This is a genomic window from Sphaerisporangium flaviroseum (genome assembly GCF_039537005.1).
Classification (GTDB): Bacteria; Actinomycetota; Actinomycetes; order Streptosporangiales; family Streptosporangiaceae; genus Sphaerisporangium; species Sphaerisporangium flaviroseum.
In genome coordinates this window covers 60,163-82,379 of sequence record NZ_BAAAZR010000027.1, presented here as the reverse complement: position 1 = coordinate 82,379, position 22,217 = coordinate 60,163, and the positions used below count along the sequence as shown (strand labels likewise).

The 22,217-nt window shown below is 68.0% G+C and carries 19 protein-coding genes and 1 pseudogene; 9 read left to right on the top strand and 11 right to left on the bottom strand.

Annotated elements, in window-relative coordinates; genetic code table 11:
• Positions 1-108: 108 nt before the first annotated feature.
• From ABD810_RS27790 to aroA, 5 genes are read right to left on the bottom strand one after another with little or no spacing between them, the layout of a single operon-like run.
• Positions 109-1,143: an inorganic phosphate transporter gene (locus ABD810_RS27790; protein ID WP_344946726.1), complete on the bottom strand. Its 1,035-nt coding sequence runs from the start codon at positions 1,141-1,143 to the stop codon at positions 109-111.
• Entirely contained in the window at positions 1,125-1,874 is a 750-nt protein-coding gene (locus ABD810_RS27785) for a CTP synthase C-terminal region-related (seleno)protein (protein WP_344946723.1), read from the bottom strand. Before ABD810_RS27785 ends, ABD810_RS27790 begins: the two co-directional genes overlap by 19 nt.
• Positions 1,871-2,038 (bottom strand): hypothetical protein, encoded by a 168-nt coding sequence (locus ABD810_RS27780; RefSeq protein WP_344946720.1) that lies wholly within the window; start codon positions 2,036-2,038, stop codon positions 1,871-1,873. Before ABD810_RS27780 ends, ABD810_RS27785 begins: the two co-directional genes overlap by 4 nt.
• Positions 2,035-3,558 (bottom strand): 2,3-bisphosphoglycerate-independent phosphoglycerate mutase, encoded by a 1,524-nt coding sequence (gpmI, locus tag ABD810_RS27775; RefSeq protein ID WP_344946717.1) that lies wholly within the window; start codon positions 3,556-3,558, stop codon positions 2,035-2,037. The genes ABD810_RS27780 and gpmI overlap by 4 nt, the downstream gene beginning before the upstream one ends.
• Complete coding sequence (gene aroA, locus ABD810_RS27770; RefSeq protein WP_344946714.1) at positions 3,555-4,880, bottom strand: 3-phosphoshikimate 1-carboxyvinyltransferase; 1,326 nt, start codon at positions 4,878-4,880, stop codon at positions 3,555-3,557. Before aroA ends, gpmI begins: the two co-directional genes overlap by 4 nt.
• A gap of 1,044 nt (positions 4,881-5,924) precedes the next feature.
• Between aroA and ABD810_RS27765 the strand changes: the two genes are divergently transcribed.
• The gene (locus tag ABD810_RS27765) at positions 5,925-6,902 is read left to right on the top strand and encodes a LuxR C-terminal-related transcriptional regulator (RefSeq protein WP_344946711.1); all 978 of its coding nucleotides are present in this window, start codon (positions 5,925-5,927) and stop codon (positions 6,900-6,902) included.
• A 129-nt stretch (positions 6,903-7,031) separates the two neighbouring features.
• Positions 7,032-7,388 (top strand): ArsR/SmtB family transcription factor, encoded by a 357-nt coding sequence (locus ABD810_RS27760; RefSeq protein ID WP_344946708.1) that lies wholly within the window; start codon positions 7,032-7,034, stop codon positions 7,386-7,388.
• Positions 7,389-7,440: 52 nt separating this feature from the next.
• Here ABD810_RS27760 and ABD810_RS27755 read toward each other — a convergent pair whose 3' ends face one another.
• Complete coding sequence (locus ABD810_RS27755) at positions 7,441-7,827, bottom strand: ArsR/SmtB family transcription factor (protein WP_344946705.1); 387 nt, start codon at positions 7,825-7,827, stop codon at positions 7,441-7,443.
• A gap of 235 nt (positions 7,828-8,062) precedes the next feature.
• Here ABD810_RS27755 and ABD810_RS27750 point away from each other — a divergent pair, with 235 nt between their 5' ends.
• Positions 8,063-8,827 (top strand): class I SAM-dependent DNA methyltransferase, encoded by a 765-nt coding sequence (locus ABD810_RS27750; RefSeq protein ID WP_344946702.1) that lies wholly within the window; start codon positions 8,063-8,065, stop codon positions 8,825-8,827.
• Between the two features lie 32 nt (positions 8,828-8,859).
• Here the strand turns inward: ABD810_RS27750 and ABD810_RS27745 are convergent, their stop codons facing one another.
• Entirely contained in the window at positions 8,860-10,086 is a 1,227-nt protein-coding gene (locus ABD810_RS27745) for an MFS transporter (RefSeq protein WP_344946699.1), read from the bottom strand.
• Between the two features lie 74 nt (positions 10,087-10,160).
• Complete coding sequence (locus ABD810_RS27740; RefSeq protein WP_344946695.1) at positions 10,161-11,558, bottom strand: FAD-dependent oxidoreductase; 1,398 nt, start codon at positions 11,556-11,558, stop codon at positions 10,161-10,163.
• 560 nt (positions 11,559-12,118) lie between these two features.
• Between ABD810_RS27740 and ABD810_RS27735 the strand changes: the two genes are divergently transcribed.
• The 5 genes and pseudogenes from ABD810_RS27735 to ABD810_RS27715 all read left to right on the top strand — a co-directional run bounded on the left by ABD810_RS27735 (position 12,119) and on the right by ABD810_RS27715 (position 16,188).
• Positions 12,119-12,391, top strand: a complete 273-nt coding sequence (locus ABD810_RS27735) for a DUF2277 domain-containing protein (protein ID WP_344946692.1) — start codon at positions 12,119-12,121, stop codon at positions 12,389-12,391.
• A gap of 61 nt (positions 12,392-12,452) precedes the next feature.
• Positions 12,453-12,572, top strand: a pseudogene (locus tag ABD810_RS27730) (sugar-binding domain-containing protein); the annotation flags it as partial.
• Between the two features lie 186 nt (positions 12,573-12,758).
• Positions 12,759-14,255 (top strand): PhoX family protein, encoded by a 1,497-nt coding sequence (locus tag ABD810_RS27725; protein WP_344946689.1) that lies wholly within the window; start codon positions 12,759-12,761, stop codon positions 14,253-14,255.
• A gap of 158 nt (positions 14,256-14,413) precedes the next feature.
• Positions 14,414-14,953, top strand: coding sequence for an RNA polymerase sigma factor (locus ABD810_RS27720; RefSeq protein WP_344946686.1), 540 nt, complete (start codon positions 14,414-14,416; stop codon positions 14,951-14,953).
• Complete coding sequence (locus ABD810_RS27715; protein ID WP_344946684.1) at positions 14,950-16,188, top strand: hypothetical protein; 1,239 nt, start codon at positions 14,950-14,952, stop codon at positions 16,186-16,188. Before ABD810_RS27720 ends, ABD810_RS27715 begins: the two co-directional genes overlap by 4 nt.
• A 33-nt stretch (positions 16,189-16,221) precedes the next feature.
• Here the strand turns inward: ABD810_RS27715 and ABD810_RS27710 are convergent, their stop codons facing one another.
• Complete coding sequence (locus ABD810_RS27710; protein ID WP_344946681.1) at positions 16,222-17,085, bottom strand: DUF4142 domain-containing protein; 864 nt, start codon at positions 17,083-17,085, stop codon at positions 16,222-16,224.
• 254 nt (positions 17,086-17,339) lie between these two features.
• Between ABD810_RS27710 and ABD810_RS27705 the strand changes: the two genes are divergently transcribed.
• On the top strand, positions 17,340-20,372 hold the full coding sequence (locus ABD810_RS27705; RefSeq protein ID WP_344946678.1) for a DUF11 domain-containing protein: 3,033 nt from the start codon (positions 17,340-17,342) through the stop codon (positions 20,370-20,372).
• A 97-nt stretch (positions 20,373-20,469) separates the two neighbouring features.
• Here the strand turns inward: ABD810_RS27705 and ABD810_RS27700 are convergent, their stop codons facing one another.
• Together ABD810_RS27700 and ABD810_RS27695 are read right to left on the bottom strand one after the other, a co-directional pair.
• Positions 20,470-20,940 carry a GNAT family N-acetyltransferase gene (locus tag ABD810_RS27700; protein ID WP_344946675.1) on the bottom strand — a complete coding sequence of 157 codons (471 nt, stop codon included), beginning with the start codon at positions 20,938-20,940 and terminating at the stop codon, positions 20,470-20,472.
• A gap of 706 nt (positions 20,941-21,646) precedes the next feature.
• Complete coding sequence (locus ABD810_RS27695) at positions 21,647-21,985, bottom strand: MmcQ/YjbR family DNA-binding protein (protein ID WP_344946672.1); 339 nt, start codon at positions 21,983-21,985, stop codon at positions 21,647-21,649.
• Between the last annotated feature and the right edge of the window lie 232 nt (positions 21,986-22,217).

The window sequence follows — 22,217 nt, the reverse complement described above, 5'->3', positions numbered from 1 at the left end:
TGATTCGATAGTTTCTTATTTATAAGATCATCGAATCATGGGGAGTGTCAACGGGTCGGACGGAAAGGTCGCGGGGCGGTGGGCCGCCGATTCCGGCGGCCCACTCTGTCAGGCGAGCACCAGATATGCGCCGGCCGCGACGGCGGCGGCGACCGGTGGGGTGCACAGCCAGGCGATCAGGAGATCGCGGACGGTCTTCTTGTTGAGCCGCGACAGGTCGTTGGCCGCGATGCCGGAGATGGCACCGGCCGACACCTGCGTGGTCGACATGGGCAACCCGAGAGACGCGCCGAGGCCGACGAGGCCGGCGGTCGTGAGGTTGGCGGTGAAGCCTTCCACATGCGGGATCTTGATGACCGAGTAGGCGAGGCGGTCGGCGATGCGTGAGCCCGCCACCATGCCACCGATGGCCATCGAGATCGTGACGGCGATGAGGAGGGTGGACGGCGTCATGCCGCCCACCAGGGCGAAGGATCCGATGGCGACGAGCTTGGGGGCGTCGTTCAGACCGCGTGCGAAGCTCGCCAGGCCGCTGGTCATCCAGTGGCCGACGCTGAGCGCCTTCTGCGCCTTGGTGGGCTCGGCCTGCGTCACCATCGTGGCCGTCGTCGCCCCGGTATCGGAGGTACGACTCGGGGCTCCGGCTCCGGTGTTCCTGGCCGCGGACCTGGCCACCACCTTCCGCGTGATGAACCCCAGCACGGCCGAGATCCCGTACGCGGCGAGGATGCTGAGCAGCAGCGGCTGCACGACCTTCACGAACAGCACGCCCCACTGCACCGCGCTGCCGGCGAACAGCGTGCCCGCCCCAAGCAGCGCCCCGACCAGCGCGTGCGTGGTGGACACAGGCAGGGCCAGGACGGTGGCCAGGGCCACCCAGAACACCGTGCCGACGAGCACGGCGGCCGCGAAGGCCGGTGTCGGGGCGGCGGAGACGATGCCCTTGGAGAACAAGGCGGTCATCTTCGAGGCCAGGGTCAACGAGACCAGACAGCCCAGAGCGGTGGCGATGGTGCCCCACGCGATGGCGGTGCGCATCTTGGTCACGCCGGCGCCGGCGAGCGTCGCGACGCCCTTGGGCACATCGTTGGCGCCGTTGGCCGCGGCGAGCGCGATGACAAGTATCAGGACGAGGATTTCCATGTGGCGGCTGCCTCCAATGCGGTGGTGGGGGGTGTGACGGCTTCGGCGCGGCGGATCACGGCGGTGACGAAGGCTTCGATGAGCGGATGGATCGAATCCGGTGTCGAGGACAACTCCGGCTGGAAGAGAGTGCCGATGAAGAAGGGATGGTCGGCGAGCTCGATGGCCCGAGGCGCCTTCTCGGCGTCCCAGCCGCTGATCACCAGTGAGCTCTGCTCGATCTGCTCGACGTAATCGGGGTTGAGACCGTACTTGCAGTGAAAGGTCTCCTCCGTCTGGTCGGCGTGTGCGTAGACGGACGCCAAGCGGCTGCCGTCCGCGAGGTACAGCGGTGCCCGCTCCCCGGATAGCGAGCAGCACAGGGCGGTGATCAGGGGAGTGTCCGCGTCGGGGTCGTACTGGACGTCGTCGGCGCCGACGAGGCCGATGACGTTGCGCGCGTACTCGATGAGGGCGTGCTGGAAGCCGCCGCAGGTGCCGAGGTACGGGATTCCGGTCTCCCTGGCCAGCCGGACCGCCAGCAGCGCGCCCTCCTTGGATGCGTACGGCGAGCCGGGGATCACCCAGATGCCGGAGTAGCCGTCCAGCGTCTCCGGGCCGGTGATGGTCTCCGTGGGCATCCAATCGACGTCGACCCCCAGGTGGGGGGTGAACGCGTCGAGCCTGGAATGGGACACCACCCTGGAACTGCGATCGCCGACCAGTGCGATACGAGGACGCCCCGTCATCATCCGTTCTCCTTATGCATGTTGGCGAAGTGGCCGATCCAGACGAAGCTGTTCGCTTCTTCCCTCGCAGGGGCACCGAACGGGGCCGGCCGGAGGGAGCCGACGAGCGCGGTGTGCGGCACGGAACCAGAGATGAGGCCCGCGTTGGCGAGCACGTGCACGGTCACAGCAACGACCTCCCGCTCATCGCCGCACCGGGAGGGAAGCCCAGCAGCGCCAGGATGGTGGGGGCGACATCGGCGAGGGTTCCGTCCGCGCGCAGCCGGCCCGACGAACCTCGCCCAGGTGCCGGGACGAGGATGAGTGGTACCGGGTTGGTGGTGTGCCCGCCATACGGACGCGGGGCGCCGTCGTCGCCGGGACGGCTCATCTGCTCGGCGTTGCCGTGGTCGCCGACCAGAAGCACCCACCGGCCGGTCCCGCGGGCGGCCGCGCAGATCCGGCCGACGGCGTCATCGGTGTGCTGGACGGCGAGGAGCGTGGCGGCCGCGTCACCGGTGTGCCCGACGACGTCGATGTTCGCCAGGTTGGCCGCGACGAGGGCGACGTCCCTGCGGGCGGCGGCCTCGGCGACGGCGTCCACGACGAGGGGGAGGTTCATCTCCGGGCGGGTCAGGTAGTCGGGAGACACCTCTCCCACGATCTTGACGTGGTCCTCCACCTGCCGGGCGCGGGCGTCGCGACCGTTCAAGTAGTAGGTGACGTGCTCGAACTTCTCGCTTTCCGCGATCCGTACCGACCGTGACCCGTGCCGTTCGAGCTCATCCGCCAGCCCGCCGGAGGCGTCCGCGCGGTCCACCAGGGGCGGGATCGCCGCACGGGTGTCGTACCGGGCCAGGCTCAGCACGGTGACGTGACGCGAGGTCAGGTGCTCCACCAGGAAGTCGGCGAGCTGCTGGATTCGGTCGCTGCGGAAGTTGGTGAACAACACGGCGTCGCCGTCGCCCACGGTGCCGACGGGCATGTCGCCGGCGTCGACCACGACGCTGGGCTCGACCCAGACATCACCGCGTTCGGCACCGTCGACCGCCTCCAGCGCGTGCGCCACTCGGGCGCCGACGCCATCCGCCATCGCCAGGGCGGCCGATCGCGTGAGTTCCAGGTCGCCGCTCTTGTCCAGCGCGTAACCGCGCCCGACCACGCTCGCGATCCGGCCGACTCCCGCCTCTGCCGCGAACTTCTCGACGTGACTGAGATACGCGGCCGCCGTCCCGTCCGCGACATCGCGGCCATCGGTGATCGCATGGATCCACACCGCCCGCACGCCGATGGCGGCCGCCACTCGGAGCAGCTCACGCACGTGCTCCACGTGCGCGTGGATCTGACCATCCGAGCAGAGACCGATGAGGTGCAAGGCACGGCCACCTTCGGCGAGCCGTGCGCAGGTGCGCGTGAGAAGCTCGTTCCCCGCCAGCCGCCCGCTTGCGATCTGCTGCTCCACCAGCAGGCTGTCGTACGGCAGCGGCCTGCCGGCTCCGATCACCATGTGCCCGATCTCGGAGTTGCCGACCGTGCCGGGAAGCAGGCCGACGGCATCACCGGACGCCCGGACCAAAGTGGCGGGGTGGCCCGCGGCCAACGCGCCCAGGTGGGGGGTCGCCGCCTGACTGATCATGTTGGCCGGACCGGGGGGTGCGTGTCCCCACCCGTCGAGCACAAGGAGGATCCCGGGCGAGTCCGTGGTCATCGGGTGGACACCCCGCCGGGGTAGAGGGTGTCGAGGGTCTGCCAGAACGTCGGGAACGACTTGGCCACGCACCCGGGATCCCGGATCACCACGCCCTCGGTGCGCATCCCGGCGATGGCGAAGCTCATCGCGATCCGGTGGTCGTCGTAGGTGTCGATGACCGCCCCCGCCGGCTTCCCACCGGTGATGGTCATCGCGTCGGGATACTCCTCGACGGTGATGCCCATCTTGCGCAGCTCGGTGGTGACCGCCGCGATCCTGTCGCATTCCTTGACCCGGAGGCTCGCGATGTTGCTGATGTGCGTCCTGCCTTCGGCGAAGGCCGCGACCACCGCCAGGGTCGGCACGACGTCGGGCATGCTCTCCATGTCGATCTCGATGCCGTGCAACTCGCCGCCCTTGAGGGTGATCGCGTTGCCCTCGTACGACGCCGTACACCCCATGCGGACGAACGCTTCGACCAGGCCGACGTCACCCTGGTGGGAGTCGGGGCCGATGCCGGGGATGGTCACCCGGCCGCCGAGCACGGCCGCCACGGCCAGGAGATAGGACATGCCCGAGGCGTCCGGTTCGACGGTGACCGAGCCGCCGCGGAAGCTCTGGCCGCTGGGCACCGTGAACTTGGTGTATCCGTTCCGCTTGATGTGCACGCCCATCTCGGCGAGCGCGGCGATGGTCATCTCGACGTACGGCTTGGAGATCAGGTCGTCGGCGATCGTGATCTCCACGTCGCTCTTCGCGAGCACGGAGTTGATCAGCAGGCTGGAGGTGAACTGGCTGCTCACCGCCCCGCTGATCCGGGTGGCGCCACCCTGGAACGAGCCGCCGGTGACCTGGATCGGAGGCGAGCCGTTGCCGCGGACGCTGATCGCCTGCACCCCCAGCGCCGGCAGTGCGGACAGCAGGTCACCCATGGGCCGTTCCCGCATCCGCTTGTTGCCCGTGATGGTGGTGGTTCCGAGCGCGTGGCCGGCCATGGAGATGAGGAAGCGCAGGGGAGTCCCGGCCCCGCCCATGAAGATCTCCTGTTCCGGGGCACGCATCGGCTCGCCGGTGGGAGTGACGTGGATGCGCCGGCCGGACTCGTCGATCTCCACCCGCACGTGGCCGAACGCCTCGATGCCGCGGGACAGATAAACGGTGTCGTCCGCGACCAGTGCGTTCTCCAACGTCGTTTCCCGGCCGGACAGTGATGCGATCGCGAGATACCGGTTGGTGTAGCTCTTGGAGCCGAGCACTTTGACCACGGCGTCAACGGCCGGCAGTGGCCGCACCGTGAGTTCGTGTGCCTGACGACGAGGGTCGATGGTCGCTGAAGCCATTGCGTTTCTCCTTCAAGAGACCGGCGGCTGACAGTGATCGAAGGCGTACATGACGACAGGACCGAGGCCTCGCGTGAGGGCGTGCCTCGGAGCGAGAGGTGTGTCAAATGTCGGTGGGGATGTCCGCGGCCGACTGATCGCTCGCGAACGCCGACCGGCCCCGAAGGTCGTGCAGGAACGCGGTCGAACCGAGGGCGCCACATGGATCAGGTCCTAATCGCATTCATCCATGACGGGGGGGATTACCGATCTCCGGTCACGGAGACATGGTTGGATCCGACATAGCGATGCGTGACGTTGTCTAACTATCTGACACGACGATTGACAGAACTTAAGGGCAGGCCAAAGGCCAACGGGTGATTGGAATCCGACAGAGCACGGTCGTCCAGGAGAGGATCATTCGTCCCCCTGCTTTCGTAGGCATGAGATCTGTCCCTCTGCTGCCGGTGTCATCCCCCTGACTTCGAGGGCGTCGTCCTGCCGTACGCCCATTACTGTGGTATTGGAGACCGCACCCTGAGAAGCGATCGATCAGGCAGCAAGTTGCCGTGCAACTTGGTGCCAGGACCGGGACTCCCGTGCTCTCCGGGGCGCCACGCCGACGTCCACGTCCGATCGCCCGGGACGGACCATGTGAGCGAGCCTCATGAAAGTGGCCTGGTGAGGATCGACTTCGATGCCTCTGATCACATCGCTCATGGTGATTCACCCGCGTCGAGTCGGGACCGGCGGCAGCCAGACGGCAGGCACCGCCGCCCTCCTTTTTTGGGGCATCCTTCAAGGGGTGAGAAGTATGACCGATACCCGGTAATCACATGGCCTGCGGACGGGGCTCCTCCGGGTGTCGCATACGTATTGTCATTAATCGAGTTCGGAACGTGTATGCGGGGATCCGTATTTTCGAAGAAGGCCTGCTCAGTGCATTGGTCATATCGGCGGGGATTCATGTGTACGGCGCGCCCTTACCCCAGGGATTGACATGGACAGCCCTAGATCTCTGATATTTAATGATCCTGGCCACACCGGCGTGCTATGGGGGATCACGTGCTTCAGCAATGGGGCTTGGATGTCCATGCCGATGCCGTCTACCGCTTGGTGCTGACGCAGCAGGACTGGGGCATTGCGGAGATCGCGCAGGAACTCGGCATCTCTGAAACCGAGGTTCGGCATACCATCGACAGGTTGGTGGAACTCTCTCTTTTGCACCGATCATCCGGGGCGTTGCGGGCGAGCAGTCCCAGCGTGGCGTTCCACTCCCTGCTGCGGCGCCAGCGTGCGGAGCTCCTGCGTCGCCAGGAGGAGCTCGTCACCGCGGAGGATGCGGTCAATCGCCTGATCAGCGAGTACAGCGAGCTGCGCGGTGCCGGTGCTCGCCATGAGTGTGATCAGCTCGACAGCATGGATGCCGTACGGGCCCGCATCGAGACCTTGGCCTACCGGGCGAAGTCGGAATGCCTGTCGCTCATGCCGGGTGGTGCCCAGTCACTGGAGAGCCTCCAAGCGAGCCGGCCGCTGGACGACATGCTCCTTGAGCGGGAAGTGTCGGTGCGCACGGTCTATATGGACAGCGCCGGCAACGATCCGCACACGGTGGCCTATGCCCGGTGGTTGATCCAGCGCGGCGGCGAGGTCCGCACGACGCCGACTCTGCCGCTGCGAACCGTGATCTTCGACTGTGAGGTCGCCCTGATCCCGCTCGATCCGCATTGCAGCGGCAAGGGTGCCGTGGAGGTCTCCGGTGAGGGAATCCTCACCGCGCTCGTCGCCCTGTTCGATCACGTATGGGGCTCCGCCATCCCCTTCGGTACGAACCAGCGCCCGCGTGCGGACAGCATCACCAGGCAGGAACGCGAGCTGCTGCGCATCCTCGCCCAGGGCTTCACCGACGAGGCCGCGAGCAAGAAACTCGGCATCGGGCTTCGCACGCACCGTCGCATGGTCGCGGAACTCATGGAGCGGCTGGGCGCCCGCAGCCGCTTCGAGGCGGGCGTGAAAGCCATGGAGAGAGGCTGGCTCGCGTGATGACGGTGATTCGCTCCTGGCGGTATCTCGGTGCGGCTGTGAACGCCGACACGATGATGAGCGACATGTGCCCGGCTGTATCAACACACAACGTTTGCCGTCCGTGTAGAAGACTGTCAATATAGGCACATGTCTAAACACGGGTGCTCGGGAGCGGACATCTGTTGTGCGCCGCTCGCGGCGGCACCGGTGGACGTCGACCAGGCGGCGGAGGTGGCTGCGGCGTTCAAAGCCCTTTCCGATCCGGTGCGGGTGCGGCTGTTGTCGCTGATCGCCTCCCACCCCGGCGGTGAGGCGTACGTGAACAACCTCATCTCGGCCTTCGACCTGACCGGGCCGACCATTTCCCACCACCTCCGCGTGCTGCGCCAAGCCGGACTCATCGACTGCGAGCGACGGGGCACGTGGGTGTTCTACTGGGTGGTACCGGCCGCGCTGGAGCGACTGAGTACCGTTCTGACCGTGCCCGCCCGGTCGCCTTCATGACATGGGATGGCACTCCGGCTGTGAGGAGTGGTGGGCGCGTTCGTCGCCGGGATCAGCGGGCGGCCTCGGCCATGTCGGGGGCCGCGAGAAGCGCGGAGAGCTGGCGCAACCGTTCCCGCACCGGGCGGTAGTACACCCAGGTGCCGCGGCGGTCATGCTCGACCAAGCCCGCCTCGCGCAGCAGCTTCAGGTGATAGGAGATCGTGGGGGCCGCGACGTCGAACAGACTTGTGAGGTCGCACACGCACACTTCGCCATCGGGGTGCGCGGTGATGAGCGACAGGAGCCGCAGGCGGACCGGGTCGCCCAAGGCCTTGAACATCTTGGCCATGTTGGTGGCGTGCGCGGGATCCAGCGGCAGGGTCTCGAGCGGAGCGCAGCAGCCTTGCCCGGATGACGCGCCGTCCGCGGCCACGGGGACCACCCCTCTGTTCGACATGCCTCTATTTTGACACTTGTCTAACCTATAGGCAACCCGGCCCTGCGCCGGTGGCGGCTTCGAGGGCTGTATCACAGCGGGATCGGCATCCGGACTCAAGGCCGCGGCGACCCCCGTATCCGCCCTCCTTGCAGGTGTCATTGACATCGGCATTATTCGATGATCATATAAATAGGGATTTCTCAAATTAAGCCCTCGCGCACACCTGAGACGTCGGCCAGGAAGGGACCCCGCCGTGACGACCGAGGCGTACGTCGACCTGCATGCCAAGATCTATGACGAGTTCTGGAGTTTCTACCCCAGCCGGATCGCCAGAGCGCTCCTGCACCTGCACCAGACGGCCATGCCCCACTCCGAACGCCGGGTGCTGGACGTCGGCTGCGGGACGGGCATCGTCGCCGGGCGGTTCTACAACGAGGGGTACACGGTCACCGGCCTGGACATCTCCAAGGCCATGCTGCAGCGCGCGCAGGAGCGTTTCCGCGGTGCCGGCGATCGCGTCACGCTCTTCCACGCCGACGCGACCGACTTCACCCTCCCCGAGCCGGTCCCCTTCGCCTTCTCGACCTATGACATACCCAATCACCTGCGCGACCTCGAGCAGGTGGGCTCCTATCTGCGCTCGGTCCACCGTGCCGTCGAGCCCGGTGGAATGTTCGCCTTCGACCTGACCACCGCCCAGGGACTCGAGGCGATGAACCGGATCTGGATCAAGGATGAGAAGTCCGCCATGTTCCTGTTCCGGGGTGCCATGAACCAGGAAGAAGGGCGTGGATTCTTCCGCATCTCCGGCGTGGTGCGCGCCGACGACGGCCGTTACGACAGGTTCGAGTCCACCATCGTCAACACCGCTCACGCCGTCACCGACGTGCGCAAATTGGTTGAGGAGGCCGGCTGGGCCGACTGTCACGTGGGAACGCCCGACCGGCCCCTCACCGCCGTGGAACGACCCGAGGAGCAGGACCGGGTGCTGTTCGTCGCCCGCAAGCCGGCCGCCTGACCCGACCCGGTGGCGAAGCGGACGGCCCGCGATCATAGGCGGTGGTAGATGAGAAGGGCGGACGCGGCGATGCCGCAACCGGCGGCGACCGCCGCCATCACCCAGCCGTACCCGGCCGCCTGCGCCAGCGCCACCGCTCCGAGGGGGGCGGTGGCCTTGGCGGTGATGGAGAAGAAGGCGATGCGTCCGGCCATGGTGGCGTAAGCGGTGGTGCCGTACCGGGCGGTGAGCAGCTGTGGCTGGGTGATGGTCGCGACGCCGAAACCGAGCCCGAACAGCAGCACGCATCCGACCGCTCCCGCCACGCTGTGACCTATCAGCGGCAAGAGCAGCGCGGCGAGAGCTTGCAACGTGAAGATGGCCGCCGCGATGACGGCGACGGGTGAGCGGCGCTGCATCCTCGTGGTCACCAGCCGCCCGGTCACCGACAGCACGCCCAGCAGCCCCGCCACCGCGGCGGCGAACACCGGCCGGTGACCCAGGTGGACCAGATAGGTGATCAGCAGAAGCGCGATGGTCGCCACGGCCGCCGAGTGCCCGGTGAACGCCGTCGCCAGGAGCCAGAAAGGCCGACCGCGGATCGCCGCGCGCGCGATCCGCGTCCGCTCACGTACCGTCGCGGCCTTCTGGCTCGCCGGCACCAACCGGCGACGGACGACCAGGCCGTGCAGGGGGATGGCGGTGATTCCGTAGAGCACGGCCAGGACGGCCAGGGCCTGGCGCCACCCGAAGTACTCGGCCAGCACGCCGGACAGCGGCAGGAAGATCGAGGAGGCGAAGCCCGCCACGATGGTGAGCACGAGCAGCGCATCGGGCCGCTTGGCGGCGTCGAACCAGTCGACCACGACGGCGAACGCCGGTTCGTACAGCACCATGGCGGAGGCGACGCCCACGGCGGCGAAGACCGCGTACAACTGCGCCAGGTTCTCCACACGTGACCAGGCCAGCACGGCCAGCGTGCCCAGAACCGCCCCCGCGCTCATCAGACCTCGGCCGCCGTGGGCGTCCAGCCACCGTCCCACCAAGGGTGCGCACAGGGCGGTGGCCAGTACCGCGAGGGTGAACGCGCCGGCCACCTGCGTCCCGCTCGCGTGCAGGTCACGCTGCATCGGGGCCAGGAAGACCGAGAAGGCGTAGTACAGCACGCCGTATCCGATGGTCTGGGTGACGGCCAGCGCGGCGACGATCCGCCATGCCCGGCGGGAGCCCGGACGGCCACCGCCGACCGTGGCGGAGACGGCGGCCCGTACGGCGTTCACATCGGCTCACCGTGGCACGAGGACGGGTGAGGGTGTTCCTGCGGCATGACGACTTCCTTCCCCACGTGCGGGGTTCAGCCGCAGCAGCCGCCACTGTCGACGGTGACCAGGGGCAGGGGAGTGGCGAGCAGGCCGCCACTGACGCCGGTGGCCAGTCCGACCCTCTTCTCCTGGGCCTCGGCCAGATTGGACGAACAGACCCCCGTCTCGGGCAGCTCCAGCTGGACGTCCCGGGCGGCCTCCCAGTCCCCGGCCAGCGCCGCCACCACCGAGCGAACCTGCTCGTAACCGGTGGCCATCAGGAAGGTCGGGGCGCGTCCGTAACTCTTGACGCCGACCGCGTAGTAGCCGGGCTCGGGGTGGGACAGTTCGTCCACGCCATGGGCGGGCACGGTGCCGCACGAGTGCTGGTTGGGGTCGATCAGCGGCGCCAGGGTGCGGGTGGAGCCGAGGATCGGGTCCAGGTCCAGCCGCAGCTCGCTCGCGATGGAGTGGTCGGGGCGGAAGCCGGTGGCCGACACGACGCGGTCGACGGTGACCGATCGCTCGGCGCCGGAGGGGTCGCGGCTCACCACTTTCAGGCCGTCGGAGGTCATCGTGACGCCGCGGGTGTAGAAGCCGGTGATCAAGGTGATCCGTCCCGACTCCACCAGGGCGTGCAGGCGTGTGCCGAGCGCCCCGCGAGCAGGCAGTGCGTCGGCGTCACCCCCGCCGTAGGTCCGGGCGGCACTGCCGGCCCGGATGGCCCAGGTGATCGGCGTGTCTTCGAGCTGGGCGAGGACGAGCAGGGTGGTGGCGGCGGAGTGTCCCGCGCCGACGACCAGCACACGCTTGCCCTGGTACAGGTCGCGGTCGGCGCCCAGCACGTCGGGCAGCGCGTGGTCGATGAGCCGGGCCACTTCTTCCTCACCGTGGGCCGGCAAGCCGCTCGCCCCGAGGACGTTGGGCGTGGCGTAGGTGCCGGAGGCGTCGATCACCGCCTTGGCCTGCAGTTCGTCGCCGTTGTCCAGGCGGATGAGGAACGGGGCCTCCTCCCGCCCCTTCGTGCGGACCCGGTCATACCCGAGGCGGCTGATCGCGGTGACCTTCGTACCCAGCCGGAGACGGGGGGCGATCGCGGGGTGGTCGGCGAGCGGCTTGAGATAGCCCTCGATCAGCTCGGTGCCGGTGGGCAGCCAGTCGGGGTCAGGGGCGGTCCAACCGCCGGTCTCGAGCACGCGGCGGGCGGCGGCGTCGATGTTGTACTTCCAGGGGCTGAAGACCCTGACATGCCCCCACTGGGCGACGGAGGCGCCGACCTCGCGGCCCGCCTCCAGGACCAGGAAATCCAGGCCGCGCTCCGCCAGGTGGGCGGCGGCGGCCAGACCGACCGGGCCCGCACCGATCACCACGGTGGGCAGTTCACGCGGGGTCGCCCGAGCGGGGAAGGGCTCGATCTCCAGGGCCACCGGGCCGCAGCATCCGTCACTCATGGTCGCCTCTCTCCAGTCGTGTTCATGGGAATGGTCTACTGCACATCAGGTCGTCGACGCGGGCACGGGCCGCCGTGGCGAAGCGGGATGGAGGAAGAGATGCCCATCACACGACCCCTGTTTCGAATACCGTCTAAGCAAACCTAGTGTGGCTGACCGCTTAGAGCAGTGTCAAATTAGACACACTTCGAACTAGGGGTACAGGACGTTCCTCGTGATCACGGTGGCCTACGATCGCAGGCGCAGGGTCTCTCCCGAGGAATGGGAGTCCGGTGGACGTGCCGTGCCGCCGTGCCGTGTGCCGGACGCGGATCAGTCGCGGCCGGGGGCGCTGCAGCCCTCTGGGGGGCGGCATGCCTGAAGGCCGAGTCGCAGGCCGGCGAGCGCGACGCCCGCACCTCGCTCGAAAGCTCAATGCTCATCTCCGGTCGCGACGAGCACCCGCAGGCAGGTGAGGGCCGGCGGAATTCCCGCAGCGTGAGGCAGGACGAACGACCTTGCCTGCGCTGCTATCCCCTCGTGGGCCCGTGACGACGCTTCAACCTGGCATCCTGAGAGCCATGTGCAGAAATATCCGAGTGCTCCATAACTTCGACCCTCCGGCGACGGAAGAGGAGATCCACGCCTCCGCCCTGCAGTACGTTCGCAAGATCAGTGGTGCCGCGAAGCCGTCGGCGGCCAACGCCGAGGCGTTCGAGGCCGCCGTGGCCGCCATCACGGAGGCTACCTCCACCTTGCTGAACAGCCTGGTAACCAAGGCCCCGCCCCGCGACAGAGAGATCGAGGCGGCCAAGGCGAAGGCCCGCGCCGCCGAACGCTACGGCACCGAATAGGCGGACGCCGAGGTCAGCGCGGGACCAGGACCACCATGGCGACGGCGCTTTCCGCGCCGTCGAACGCGGGGTCGGTGTCGCGGGCGGCATGCGGAAGCTCTCCGCCATCAAGGCGGCCATCGACGGCGGCTGGGTGAACATCCTCATCACCGACCCCGCAGGTCGCCGAGCGGCTGGATGACCACCGATGACCGCCACTTCGTGCTCTCCACCGGAGGCGTGCCTCTGTTCCGGCGATGACCAGGCCGCGGCAAATGGGTCCTCTCGGCGAGCAGGACGGCGTTTACGCTGTCGAAAGCTCGCGTTCATCAAATGGACAGATAAGCGCGATCAGTAGCGTCCCGATCTTGTCCTGAGGGGAAGCGCCATGACAGCCCTTGATCGACGATCCTTCCTCGGCCGCGGTCTGGCCACCGCCGGAGGCGTACTGGCCAGCGGTATCGCCATCGAGACCTTGGGCACGCACGCGTCCTGGGCCGAGGCCGGCCGTCCCGCCTTCGACCCGCGCCAGGTGGGATACGGCCCGCTGAGCCGCAGGGCCGCCGAGAACACCGGCGAGGAACTGCTCGCCCTGCCCGCAGGCTTCTCCTACGTAGTGCTCGGAAAGACCGGAACGCCGATGAGCGACGGAGTACCGACTCCCATCGCCCACGACGGCATGGCCGCCTTCCCGGGCACCCGCCGCCATACCGCCCGCCTGATCCGCAACCACGAGGTACGCACCACCCCGGGGTCTCCGATAGGCCGGGTGCACGTCGAGGGCTCCCGGCGCTACGACGAGTTGGGCGTCGGCGGCACCACCACCCTCGAAGTCGATCTTCGCAGCGGTGAGGTGCTGCAGCACTTCGTCAGTCTCAACGGCACGATCGTCAACTGCGCCGGAGGCCGGATGCTCGGCCATCGCGGCTGGCTGACCTGCGAGGAAACCACCGCGGGCCCAGTTCAGGGCTGGGGCCGGAAGCATGGCTACATCTACGAGGTGCCACTGGACGGACCCCGCCCCGGCAGGCCTGCGCCTTCGCAGCCGCTCAAGGCGATGGGGCGGTTCTCCCATGAGGCCGTGGCCGTCGATCCGCGGACCGGCTACGTCTACGAGACCGAAGACGACTCGGGCAAGCCCGATGGCTTCTACCGCTTCCGGCCCAAGGATCCCCGTAACCTGTCCGCCGGTGGCGTGCTGGAGATGCTCAAGATCAAAGGCAAGGACAACTACGATTGCCGCGAGGGTCAGAAGATGGGAGCCCGCCTGCCGGTGGAGTGGGTGACGATCGACAGTCCCGATCCGGACGTGGAAGGCGGCGCCCAGACCTGCACTCAGCAAGGCCTGGCCAAGGGCGGCGCGAAGTTCAACCGGCTCGAAGGCTGCTGGTACGGCGACGGCAGTATCTTCTTCAACTCCACCAGCGGCGGCGACGCCAAGAACGGTGACGCTCCCAACGCCGACGGCTACCTGGAGGGCTACGGCCAGGTCTGGCGGCACATCCCCAACCGGCGCGACGGCGGCACCCTGGTGCTGGTGTACGAGTCTCCCGGCCGCAAGGTGCTGGACTCGCCGGACAACCTGACCTTCACCCCGCGCGGCGGCATCGTGCTGTGCGAGGACGACGCCTCCGACGCCGACGCCGACCCGCACCCACTCGCGCCCGGACTGACCAACGTCAACCGGCTGATCGGCCTGGACCCGCGGCGCGGGCAGCCGTTCGAGTTCGCGGTCAACATCGCCGACGAGAGCGAATTCGCCGGGGCATGCTTCAGCCCGGACGGATCCACGTTGTTCGTCAACCAGCTCGGTAACACCGCCGCACTGGATCCGCCCGGCCGTACGTATGCGATCCGCGGTCCCTGGCAACGCGGGCCACTGTAGATACGGCCTGCTGTCCGAGTGCCGTGCGCCTAGCGCACGGTCCGGTCCGCCGAACCCTGTAGCGGTCAACTTCGGCTCGAATCGCTGGGAAGGAGAACTCGGTAGCGGGCAATAGGAGGTGTCCTGTTCTCGCTTCTCACGGCCGGAGAGACCCTTGCATGATCACTGTCCATGATGAGACCTCGATCATCGACCCCGAACGGTTCGGTGCCGTTTTCGACGACCACTACGAGGAGATACGCCGTTACATCGGGCGGCGGCTCGACCTGGACACCGCCGAGGACCTCGCCGCCGACACCTTTCTCATCGCCTTCCGCCGGCGCGCCCGGTTCGACTCGTCGCGTGGCGGGGTCCGGCCCTGGCTGTACGGCATCGCGACCAATCTCATCGGGCGGCACCGCCGGGCCGAGCTGCGCCGCTACCGGGCACTGGCCAAGATCGGGCCGCCGCCCGATGGCGACGACCATGACCAGCGGGTCGTGGACCGCATTGTGGCGGGGGTGACGGTGGGCCGGCTCTCGGGGGCGCTGGCGCGGCTGTCGCCCGGGGAACGCGACGTGGTCCTGCTCATCGCTTACGGAGGACTCGGCTACGAGGAGGTCGCCCAGGCGCTCGGCGTGGCCAACGGCACCGTCGCATCCCGGCTCAGCAGGGCCAGGACCAAACTACGCGATTCGCTGGGAGTGGAGGTCGGATGAAGGAGTTCAGGCTCATCGACGACGTGATGCCCGATGTCCTGCCCCCGGATCCGGGCACGGTCGCCGAGGCCAGGGCCCGCATGCGGCGCGTCCGGCGTGGCAGGCCGCACGCCTGGGCGGGGGTCCTGGTGGCGGCCGCGGCCACGGTCGCGGTGATCGGCGCGGTGACGCTCACCCCCAAACTGGGGGACGTGCCCGGGCCGCCGCGCGCGGCCGGCCCCATCGCGGGGGACTCTGTCGCCATTCCGCTCGACCGTGCCTCTGCCGTCCCCGGCGACGTCAGGACCGACACCGAGCACAGTCCGCCGCAGAGGTTGATCGCCGCGGGCTCGCTGGCGGTGTCCGCGTACTCGATCCAGCACTGGGAGACGGTGTCGGGCGACCTGAAGGAGCTACGGCGGACCTGGTACCTCTACAACCCCGGCACCGGCGCCTACGAGGAGACTGCGTGGCAGTGGCTGGACGTCGCGCCGGGCTTGCGGCTGGCCGCGGTGCTGGAGGGCGACCTGCCGTCCAAGCGGCTCGGCATCCTGGACATGAGCACCCGGAAAGTACTCACCTGGATCGAACTCGGGCATCCCGCCGCCGGGCTGGCCTGGTCACCCGACGGCAGGAGGATCCTCGCCACCTCATATGGCGAGCATCCCGACAGAGTGGAGCTCGTCGCCGGCGACGAGAACCAGATGAAGCGGTTCCCGAGCACCCGCACCGGATTCTCGATCGTCGACGTCGCGACCCGGCAGACGCGGTTCACGGCACTGGGACCGCTCACGCATCTTGGCGGCGCGGACGGGGGCCCCACGAATATGAACGCGCGGCAGGACCTGGAGTGGAACCTCGATGGATCGCTGATCTGGGGGCCGACCGACTCACACCCCGACAGAGTCTTCTATGACCTGCACGGACAGCCCCACGCGACGCCGCCGGAGACGTACGTGGAGTACAGCAAGGAGTCGGCGGTGTCGCCGGATGGCACGCGCGTGATCACGGGCAGGCCGCTTCGTGTGGAGGAGCGGACCAGCGGGAAAACCGTCGGGAGGCCGCGGGTCCTGCAACTCCTGGCCTGGGCCGACGATGACCAGCTCATCGGGGTCGGCTGTGCGGGCGAGTGCGCGTACGAGCATCGCAACGGCCTGGTCCTGGTCAGTGCCGACGGCAAGAAGAGCACCCAGCTGTCGGGCTTCCGGGAGAACGACAAGGTCGGTCGCTGGGAGTGGCTGCTCACGCGACGCTGAACCGTCATGATCGGGCGCTGCTCCGAGGGAAGGTCAATCGCCGTTCGTGGCATGGTCATCCCCCGTCCCGGTATGGGTGAGCAGGGAGGTGGCGGGGGGCGCACTCGGCGCGGGTTCTCCGGAAGGAACCATGGTGGGGGCGGCGGTGACGGTCGGGGCCGGAGGGAGCGCCATGTCTCCGGCCAGACCCGTGCCCTCGAGCAGACCCATGTGCGTGTTGACGAACTTGGCCGCGCTTTCGGCGAAGCCGCGTATCAGGGTGTTACGGGTGCTGGCCCGGACCGCGCCGATCGCAGGGAAGATCTTCCCGTGGGCGAGCCGCAAGCGCATGACCGCCAACCGGTCGTAGGCCAGTCCCTTCTTGGCGGAGATCTCGTCCATCCATCCCTGCTGGTCGGCGTTCGGCTTGTCGGGCAGCGGCACGCGGAGTTCCGCCGCCACCTCCCGGACCTCGGCGTCGAGAAGTGTGTGCTGCCGGGCGATCTCTCCGAGGTTCTTCCTGGTGGCGGCGCGGAAGGCGCGTCGCGCGGCTTGCCTACCCGTTGGAATCTCCCACAGGCCGGCCAAGCGCACTTTGGCCAGCAGATCGCGGTCCGCGGGGCTGAGCGGGCCCCACGGGGTCGACACCGTCTCCTGTGCTGGGCCCTCCTCCGGCGCCTGCAAGGGGTCGGTCTGGGGCGGCTGCTGCGAGGGGTCGGTATCGGACGGCTGCTGTGAGGGGTCGGTATCGGACGGCTGCAGAGAGGGGTCGATGTTTCCGAACAACTCCGTGGCCGGCACGGGACGGGTGCTTGCCGCTTCCGGTTGGCCGGTCACCCAGGAGCAGGCCGTGGTCAGCTGGAGTGCGATGAGGCTACCTATCACGGTGGTGACAGAGGTGATACGTCGGCGTCCCATGTCTGCACGATCCCTTCGCCCTGCGGAATGACGACCGGAGCCCTTCATCGTCGCTGCGATGATGGCCGTCCATCCTGAGCTACGGGCGGTTCGCGGAACAGGTTCGAAGTGTGCCAGATCTTGTGCCGCCTGGACTCCCTGTATGAACGTCCGGGTTTGTGGTCAAGGTCAGATATGAGTAGGAGGCTACTCATGCGCCCGTCCCCGGGCGTGCCCGACCGTGAGAGCGGCACACTCCTACGGAGGGAATCGACATGGCTTTACCGAAGCCATGGGTCGCGGCGTTGTCCGCGATCCTGCTGCTGGTAGCACTCCTGCCGCCGACCACGGCACGAGCCGCGGCCGGGCGGCCGCTCACGATCACCATCACCAGCGTGAAATGCATCGACGACTGCAGAAACGCGGGCCTGGAGGCCGCGGGCGAGTCGGCCGCGGACTTCTATGCCAAGGTGTTCATCAACGGTGTGGAGCACATCACCCCGCGCGGCGCCGAGGACCAGGCCTACATCCAGCCGTTCTGGCCGGTGACCCAGGAACTACCACCGGAGATCCAGAATGCCCCGATCGCCATCCAGATCTGGGACCACGACAGCACTTCGGGCGACGACCTGGGTGACACCAGCCCGCGTGACGACGACAACACGCTGAATTTCACCGTGAACTACTTCGACGGGAAGTGGCGGGACGCCGCCGGTCCGGTGGACGTGCAGTGGCCCCAGTCGTGCGCGATCGGCGACGGCGACGACAACGACGAGCCGCGCGTCGAGGTCTGCTTCGACGTCAGCACCACCGCCCGTTCCGACGGCGACGGGGACGGGCTGCTGGACGGCTGGGAGCGCTACGGCTACAACGACAACGCCGACTCGATCATCGACGTCGACCTGCCCGCGATGGGCGCCGATCCCGACCACAAGGACATCTTCCTGGAGATGGATTACGTGGCCGGTCAGAACATCGACAAAGAGGCGGTGACAGCGATCAGGTCCGCGTTCGCGGCGGCCCCGCTCAGCGCGGGATCCCTGGCCGGGGCCAGAGGGGGGATCAGCGCGCCGCCCAACCCGGACAACCAGCGCGGAATCAACCTGCACCTCGACCTCGGTAACCTGTCCGACCCGACGCTACGCGAAGGCCAGGCACCCGGGACCTGCTACGACGGCGTCGACAACGGCGGCGACGGCTGGGTGGACGGCGACGACCCCGGCGACTGCGTCTCCCTGGATGGCGGCGTCGAAGACCCCGGCCCCGCCACCTGCGGCAACAACGTCGACGATGACGGCGACGGACGGGTGGACCAGAACGACTCCGACTGCCTGGTGGGTGACGATTTCGGCGTCAACGGCCGGGGTTCGGTGATCCCGGACCCAAGGGCCTGCGCGGCCAAGGGCAGCTTCTACACCGCCAAACGGAACTTCTTCGACTCGGCCCGGCGTCTGATCTTCCACTACGCCATCAGCGCCGACCAGCCTCCGGGCTGCGACAAGGCCAGGGGCGGCAACGGAGAACTCGGCGGCAACGACTTCATCGACTACAACAACACCGGCAGAACGGTCTTCCATGAGCTGGGCCACAACCTCAACCTGGACCATGGGGGCTTCGAAGAAGCCGGGTGCAAGCCGAACTACGTCAGCCTCATGAACTACGACACCCGACCGGGCATCCCCCGCAAGAAGGGCGGCGCGATCCTGGACTACTCACCGCCGCGCACGGCGATGGACGGGTCCGCCCGGGGCAGCGCACCGCTCATGAACCTCGTGGAGAACCGGCTCGACGAGAACGTGATCCTTGATCCCTCCGACGGCGCCAACCGGTTCATCTTCGTCGACGGGACAGGCGACAAGGCTCCGCATGACCTCAACGCCAACCCCGATTGGGACGGCGACGCGGCCGACCCGCCCTACGAGAACCCGGTGACGGCCAACATCGACACCGGGGACAGCGCCGGCGATCCCGCGTCCTGCGTCAACACCACGAACAACAGCACGCTGCGCGGCTCCGACGACTGGTCGTTCATCTCGCTGCCGTTCCACCAATTCGGCGACTCCCTTGACGACGCGATCCGCCCGACCACAGGGGAGGAGCCGATAGAACAGGAGATCGAGGCGCTCTGGGTGAAGCTCAACACCACCGACCTGTCGGTCACGATGACCGACGCCCCCGACCCGGTGGCCGCAGGCACCGAACTCGCCTACGCCCTTACCGTCAAGAACCAGGGCAAAGCGCCCGCGACCTCGGTCCGGGTGACCGACACCCTGCCGGGTGACGTCACCTTCACCAGCGCCTCGGCCGGATGCAGGGCCGCGGGCTCGACGGTCACCTGCGGCCTGGGTGAACTCGGCCCCGGCGGCACCGCCTCGGTCACGATCAGGACCGGCGTGCCCGCGGATCTCGTGCACGCCAACGGCGGGCCCAAGACGCTCACCAACAAGGTGGCCGTCAGCAACCTGGCCGGTCCCGACTCGCGCGGCGCCAACAACGAGGCCACCGCCACCACCCGGGTGGTCGCCGTCGCCGATCTGGCCGTCACCGCGCTCCAGGCCGAAGCGCCCGCGCAGATCCTGATCGGCCAGACGCTCCCGGTGACGGTGACCGGCAGTGTGTCCAACAACGGACCTTCCAGCCCGATGGACGCCACCGTGGCCTCGGCCGCGACGGCGGCGGCCGGCGCCACGATCACCCCGGCCACGCTGACCACCCCGGTGGCGGCGCTCGCGTCGGGCACGCCCAAGTCCACCACCAAGACGTACACGATCGGCTGTTCCCAGCCGGGGCCGCACACCTACAAGGTGACCGACACGATCAGCCCGGCCCGGCCGGACGACACCGACCCCAATGCCGCCAACAACCAGCGCGAGACCTCGTTCACGGTGGACTGCATCGTGCCGATCGCGATCAACATCGTGCCCGGAGTCAACCCCAACCTCGTCAACCTCGCGCACGGGATCGTCCCGGTCGCGGCCCTGACCACCCGGGCGGGTGAGTACGACCTGCCGCTCGCCTTCGACGCCACCAAGATCAAGCCGGAGACGGTCAGGTTCGGCACCAGGAACGGCGGCGCGAGCCACGGCGCGGGCCCGATCCAGAACATCGGCCTGAAGACGCTGTCCATCGAACGCGGCCCACTGGAGATCGTCGTCGACCTGGACCTCGACATGCTCATGAACTTCGTCGCCCACGACACCGACCTACCGGGCAACGCCACCGAAGCCTGCCTGTCCGGTTCCTTCTCACCGAGACAGGGGGAGACCTACCGCTTCTTCGGCTGCGACGCGGTCCGCATGATCCCGTGACGCCCTAGCCGTACACCTCAGACCCACCCGGGTGGGTCCGAGGTGTACGGCACCCGGTACCTGGACCGGCTTCTGCTGAAAGGCGCCAAGCTCGAGGCTAGGCGGGGTGTATCGGGAACTCCAGCAGTTCGAGGGGTGGTTGGAAGCCTGCGCGTGCGTAGAGGGGCGCGCTGCGCTCGGAGGGCCAGACGACCAAGGTGTCCATGCTGCGGACACGGGCGTGCTCGCGCATCTCATCGAGGAGCGCTCGGCCTACGCCGCGGTTCCGCCACTGCGGAACGACGTAGAAGTTGGTCACGTACCCAAGCTCGTCAGCACCGCCAGCCGGTTTCGGGACCTTCTCCACGCGGTTGAGGAACACATGCCCGCAGATCTCCCCGCCGGCCTCCGCGACCCAAATCAGCCAGCTTCCGGTGAGCCTGTCGCGGAGCCAGCGTTCACAGTCGGACAGAAAGGCCTCCTCGTCCCGGCGGGCCTCACCGTCGTCCTCCACCTGGAACCGCCACCGCAGCCGCGCCAAGACCGCCGCATCGTCGACCGTCGCCAACCGAATCGTGTAGTCGGTCATGAAGGCATCATGGCATCGGAGGAGGGGTTACCTATTAGCCGATGGCCGGACGTATGCGGATGTGTTCGTGTCACCATCTCGGGGCTTGGGGGTGGTTTTGGGCTGGGTGGGAATCACTCGGGTTCGCCGATCAAATGGGTGCCGGGAGGGCCTCAAGGGGTGGGTCAGCCCGTGACGTGTGATGATGGTGACGGTGGTGCCGATCTTGTTGGCCCACCCGTTACCCGGTTGATCGGGGTACCCGAGTGTTGCCCACCCAAGATCGTGACCTTCTACAGACGCCGGGTGTGTGCGTAAGCCAACGGTGTGAGGCGTGTGCGTAGGTCAATGGTGCCGGGCGTGTTCGCAGGCCAACGACGCCCGGCGTGTCCGCAGAGCCAACCGTGCCGGGCGTGTCCGAGCCACGGGCGTGTCCGAGCCAACCGTGCCGGGCGTGTCCGCAGAGCCAACCGTGCCGGGCGTGTTGGCGGAGCCAACCGCGCCGGATGTGTTCGTGTCACCATCTCGGCGCTTGGGGGTGGTTCTGGGCTGGGTGGGAATCACTCCGGTTCCCCGATCAAATGGGTGCCGGGAGGGCCTCCAAAGGACTCAACCCGGCCCTTGACGCGTGACGATCGTGACCAGGTGGTGCCGGTGTAGATAACCCACCCGTTGCCCCTGTCGATCGAGGCACCCGAGTGTTGCCCACCCAAGATCGTGAACCGGGTCACTCCTGCAGCTTCTCGGCGAGTCGCTTGGGTGCCGTCAGACGCCAGGCCTCGGTGACGAGTTCCCGGATATCCTCCAGGTCGGCCCGGTTCAGGCGTACCAGGACCCACCCGAAGCGGCCGGAGGAGTAGGACATCTCGAAGGCGGCCGGGTCTTGTGCCACCCACGCGGCCTGCTCCTGCCGAGTGGCCTTGATATGGGCGATGTCGCCGTCGACCGCGATGAAGGCGAAGCTCTTGCCGCGCACCTTGAGGGCGAATCCCCAGGGACCGTAGGCCGGCGTGTGCTCGACCTCGGGCAGGGACAACGCGTGGCGGACGAGCTCGTCTTCGATCACATCTCGGATCTATCACATGGGACCGACATCTCCGGGCCGCGGTGCTGCCCCGGGAAGCGAACCCTTCGGGCTGCCGATGCCCCGGCGAAGCGTCCCGCTGGCGGTGCCCTGGCGAAGCGTCCCGTTGCCGGTGCCCCGGCGAAGGGTCCCGTTGCCGGTGCCCTGGCGAAGCGTCCTACTGCCGGTGCCCCGGCGAAGCGTCCCGCTGGCGGCCGCGGGGAGGTGTCTGATG

Coding starts and splice junctions, on each gene's coding strand:
- ABD810_RS27790 (WP_344946726.1), bottom strand. CDS start 1,143: ATGGAAATCCTCGTCCTGATACTTGTCATCGCGCTCGCCGCGGCCAAC.
- ABD810_RS27785 (WP_344946723.1), bottom strand. CDS start 1,874: ATGATGACGGGGCGTCCTCGTATCGCACTGGTCGGCGATCGCAGTTCC.
- gpmI (WP_344946717.1), bottom strand. CDS start 3,558: ATGACCACGGACTCGCCCGGGATCCTCCTTGTGCTCGACGGGTGGGGA.
- aroA (WP_344946714.1), bottom strand. CDS start 4,880: ATGGCTTCAGCGACCATCGACCCTCGTCGTCAGGCACACGAACTCACG.
- ABD810_RS27760 (WP_344946708.1), top strand. CDS start 7,032: ATGTCTAAACACGGGTGCTCGGGAGCGGACATCTGTTGTGCGCCGCTC.
- ABD810_RS27755 (WP_344946705.1), bottom strand. CDS start 7,827: ATGTCGAACAGAGGGGTGGTCCCCGTGGCCGCGGACGGCGCGTCATCC.
- ABD810_RS27740 (WP_344946695.1), bottom strand. CDS start 11,558: ATGAGTGACGGATGCTGCGGCCCGGTGGCCCTGGAGATCGAGCCCTTC.
- ABD810_RS27735 (WP_344946692.1), top strand. CDS start 12,119: ATGTGCAGAAATATCCGAGTGCTCCATAACTTCGACCCTCCGGCGACG.
- ABD810_RS27725 (WP_344946689.1), top strand. CDS start 12,759: ATGACAGCCCTTGATCGACGATCCTTCCTCGGCCGCGGTCTGGCCACC.
- ABD810_RS27720 (WP_344946686.1), top strand. CDS start 14,414: ATGATCACTGTCCATGATGAGACCTCGATCATCGACCCCGAACGGTTC.
- ABD810_RS27715 (WP_344946684.1), top strand. CDS start 14,950: ATGAAGGAGTTCAGGCTCATCGACGACGTGATGCCCGATGTCCTGCCC.
- ABD810_RS27710 (WP_344946681.1), bottom strand. CDS start 17,085: ATGGGACGCCGACGTATCACCTCTGTCACCACCGTGATAGGTAGCCTC.
- ABD810_RS27705 (WP_344946678.1), top strand. CDS start 17,340: ATGGCTTTACCGAAGCCATGGGTCGCGGCGTTGTCCGCGATCCTGCTG.
- ABD810_RS27700 (WP_344946675.1), bottom strand. CDS start 20,940: ATGACCGACTACACGATTCGGTTGGCGACGGTCGACGATGCGGCGGTC.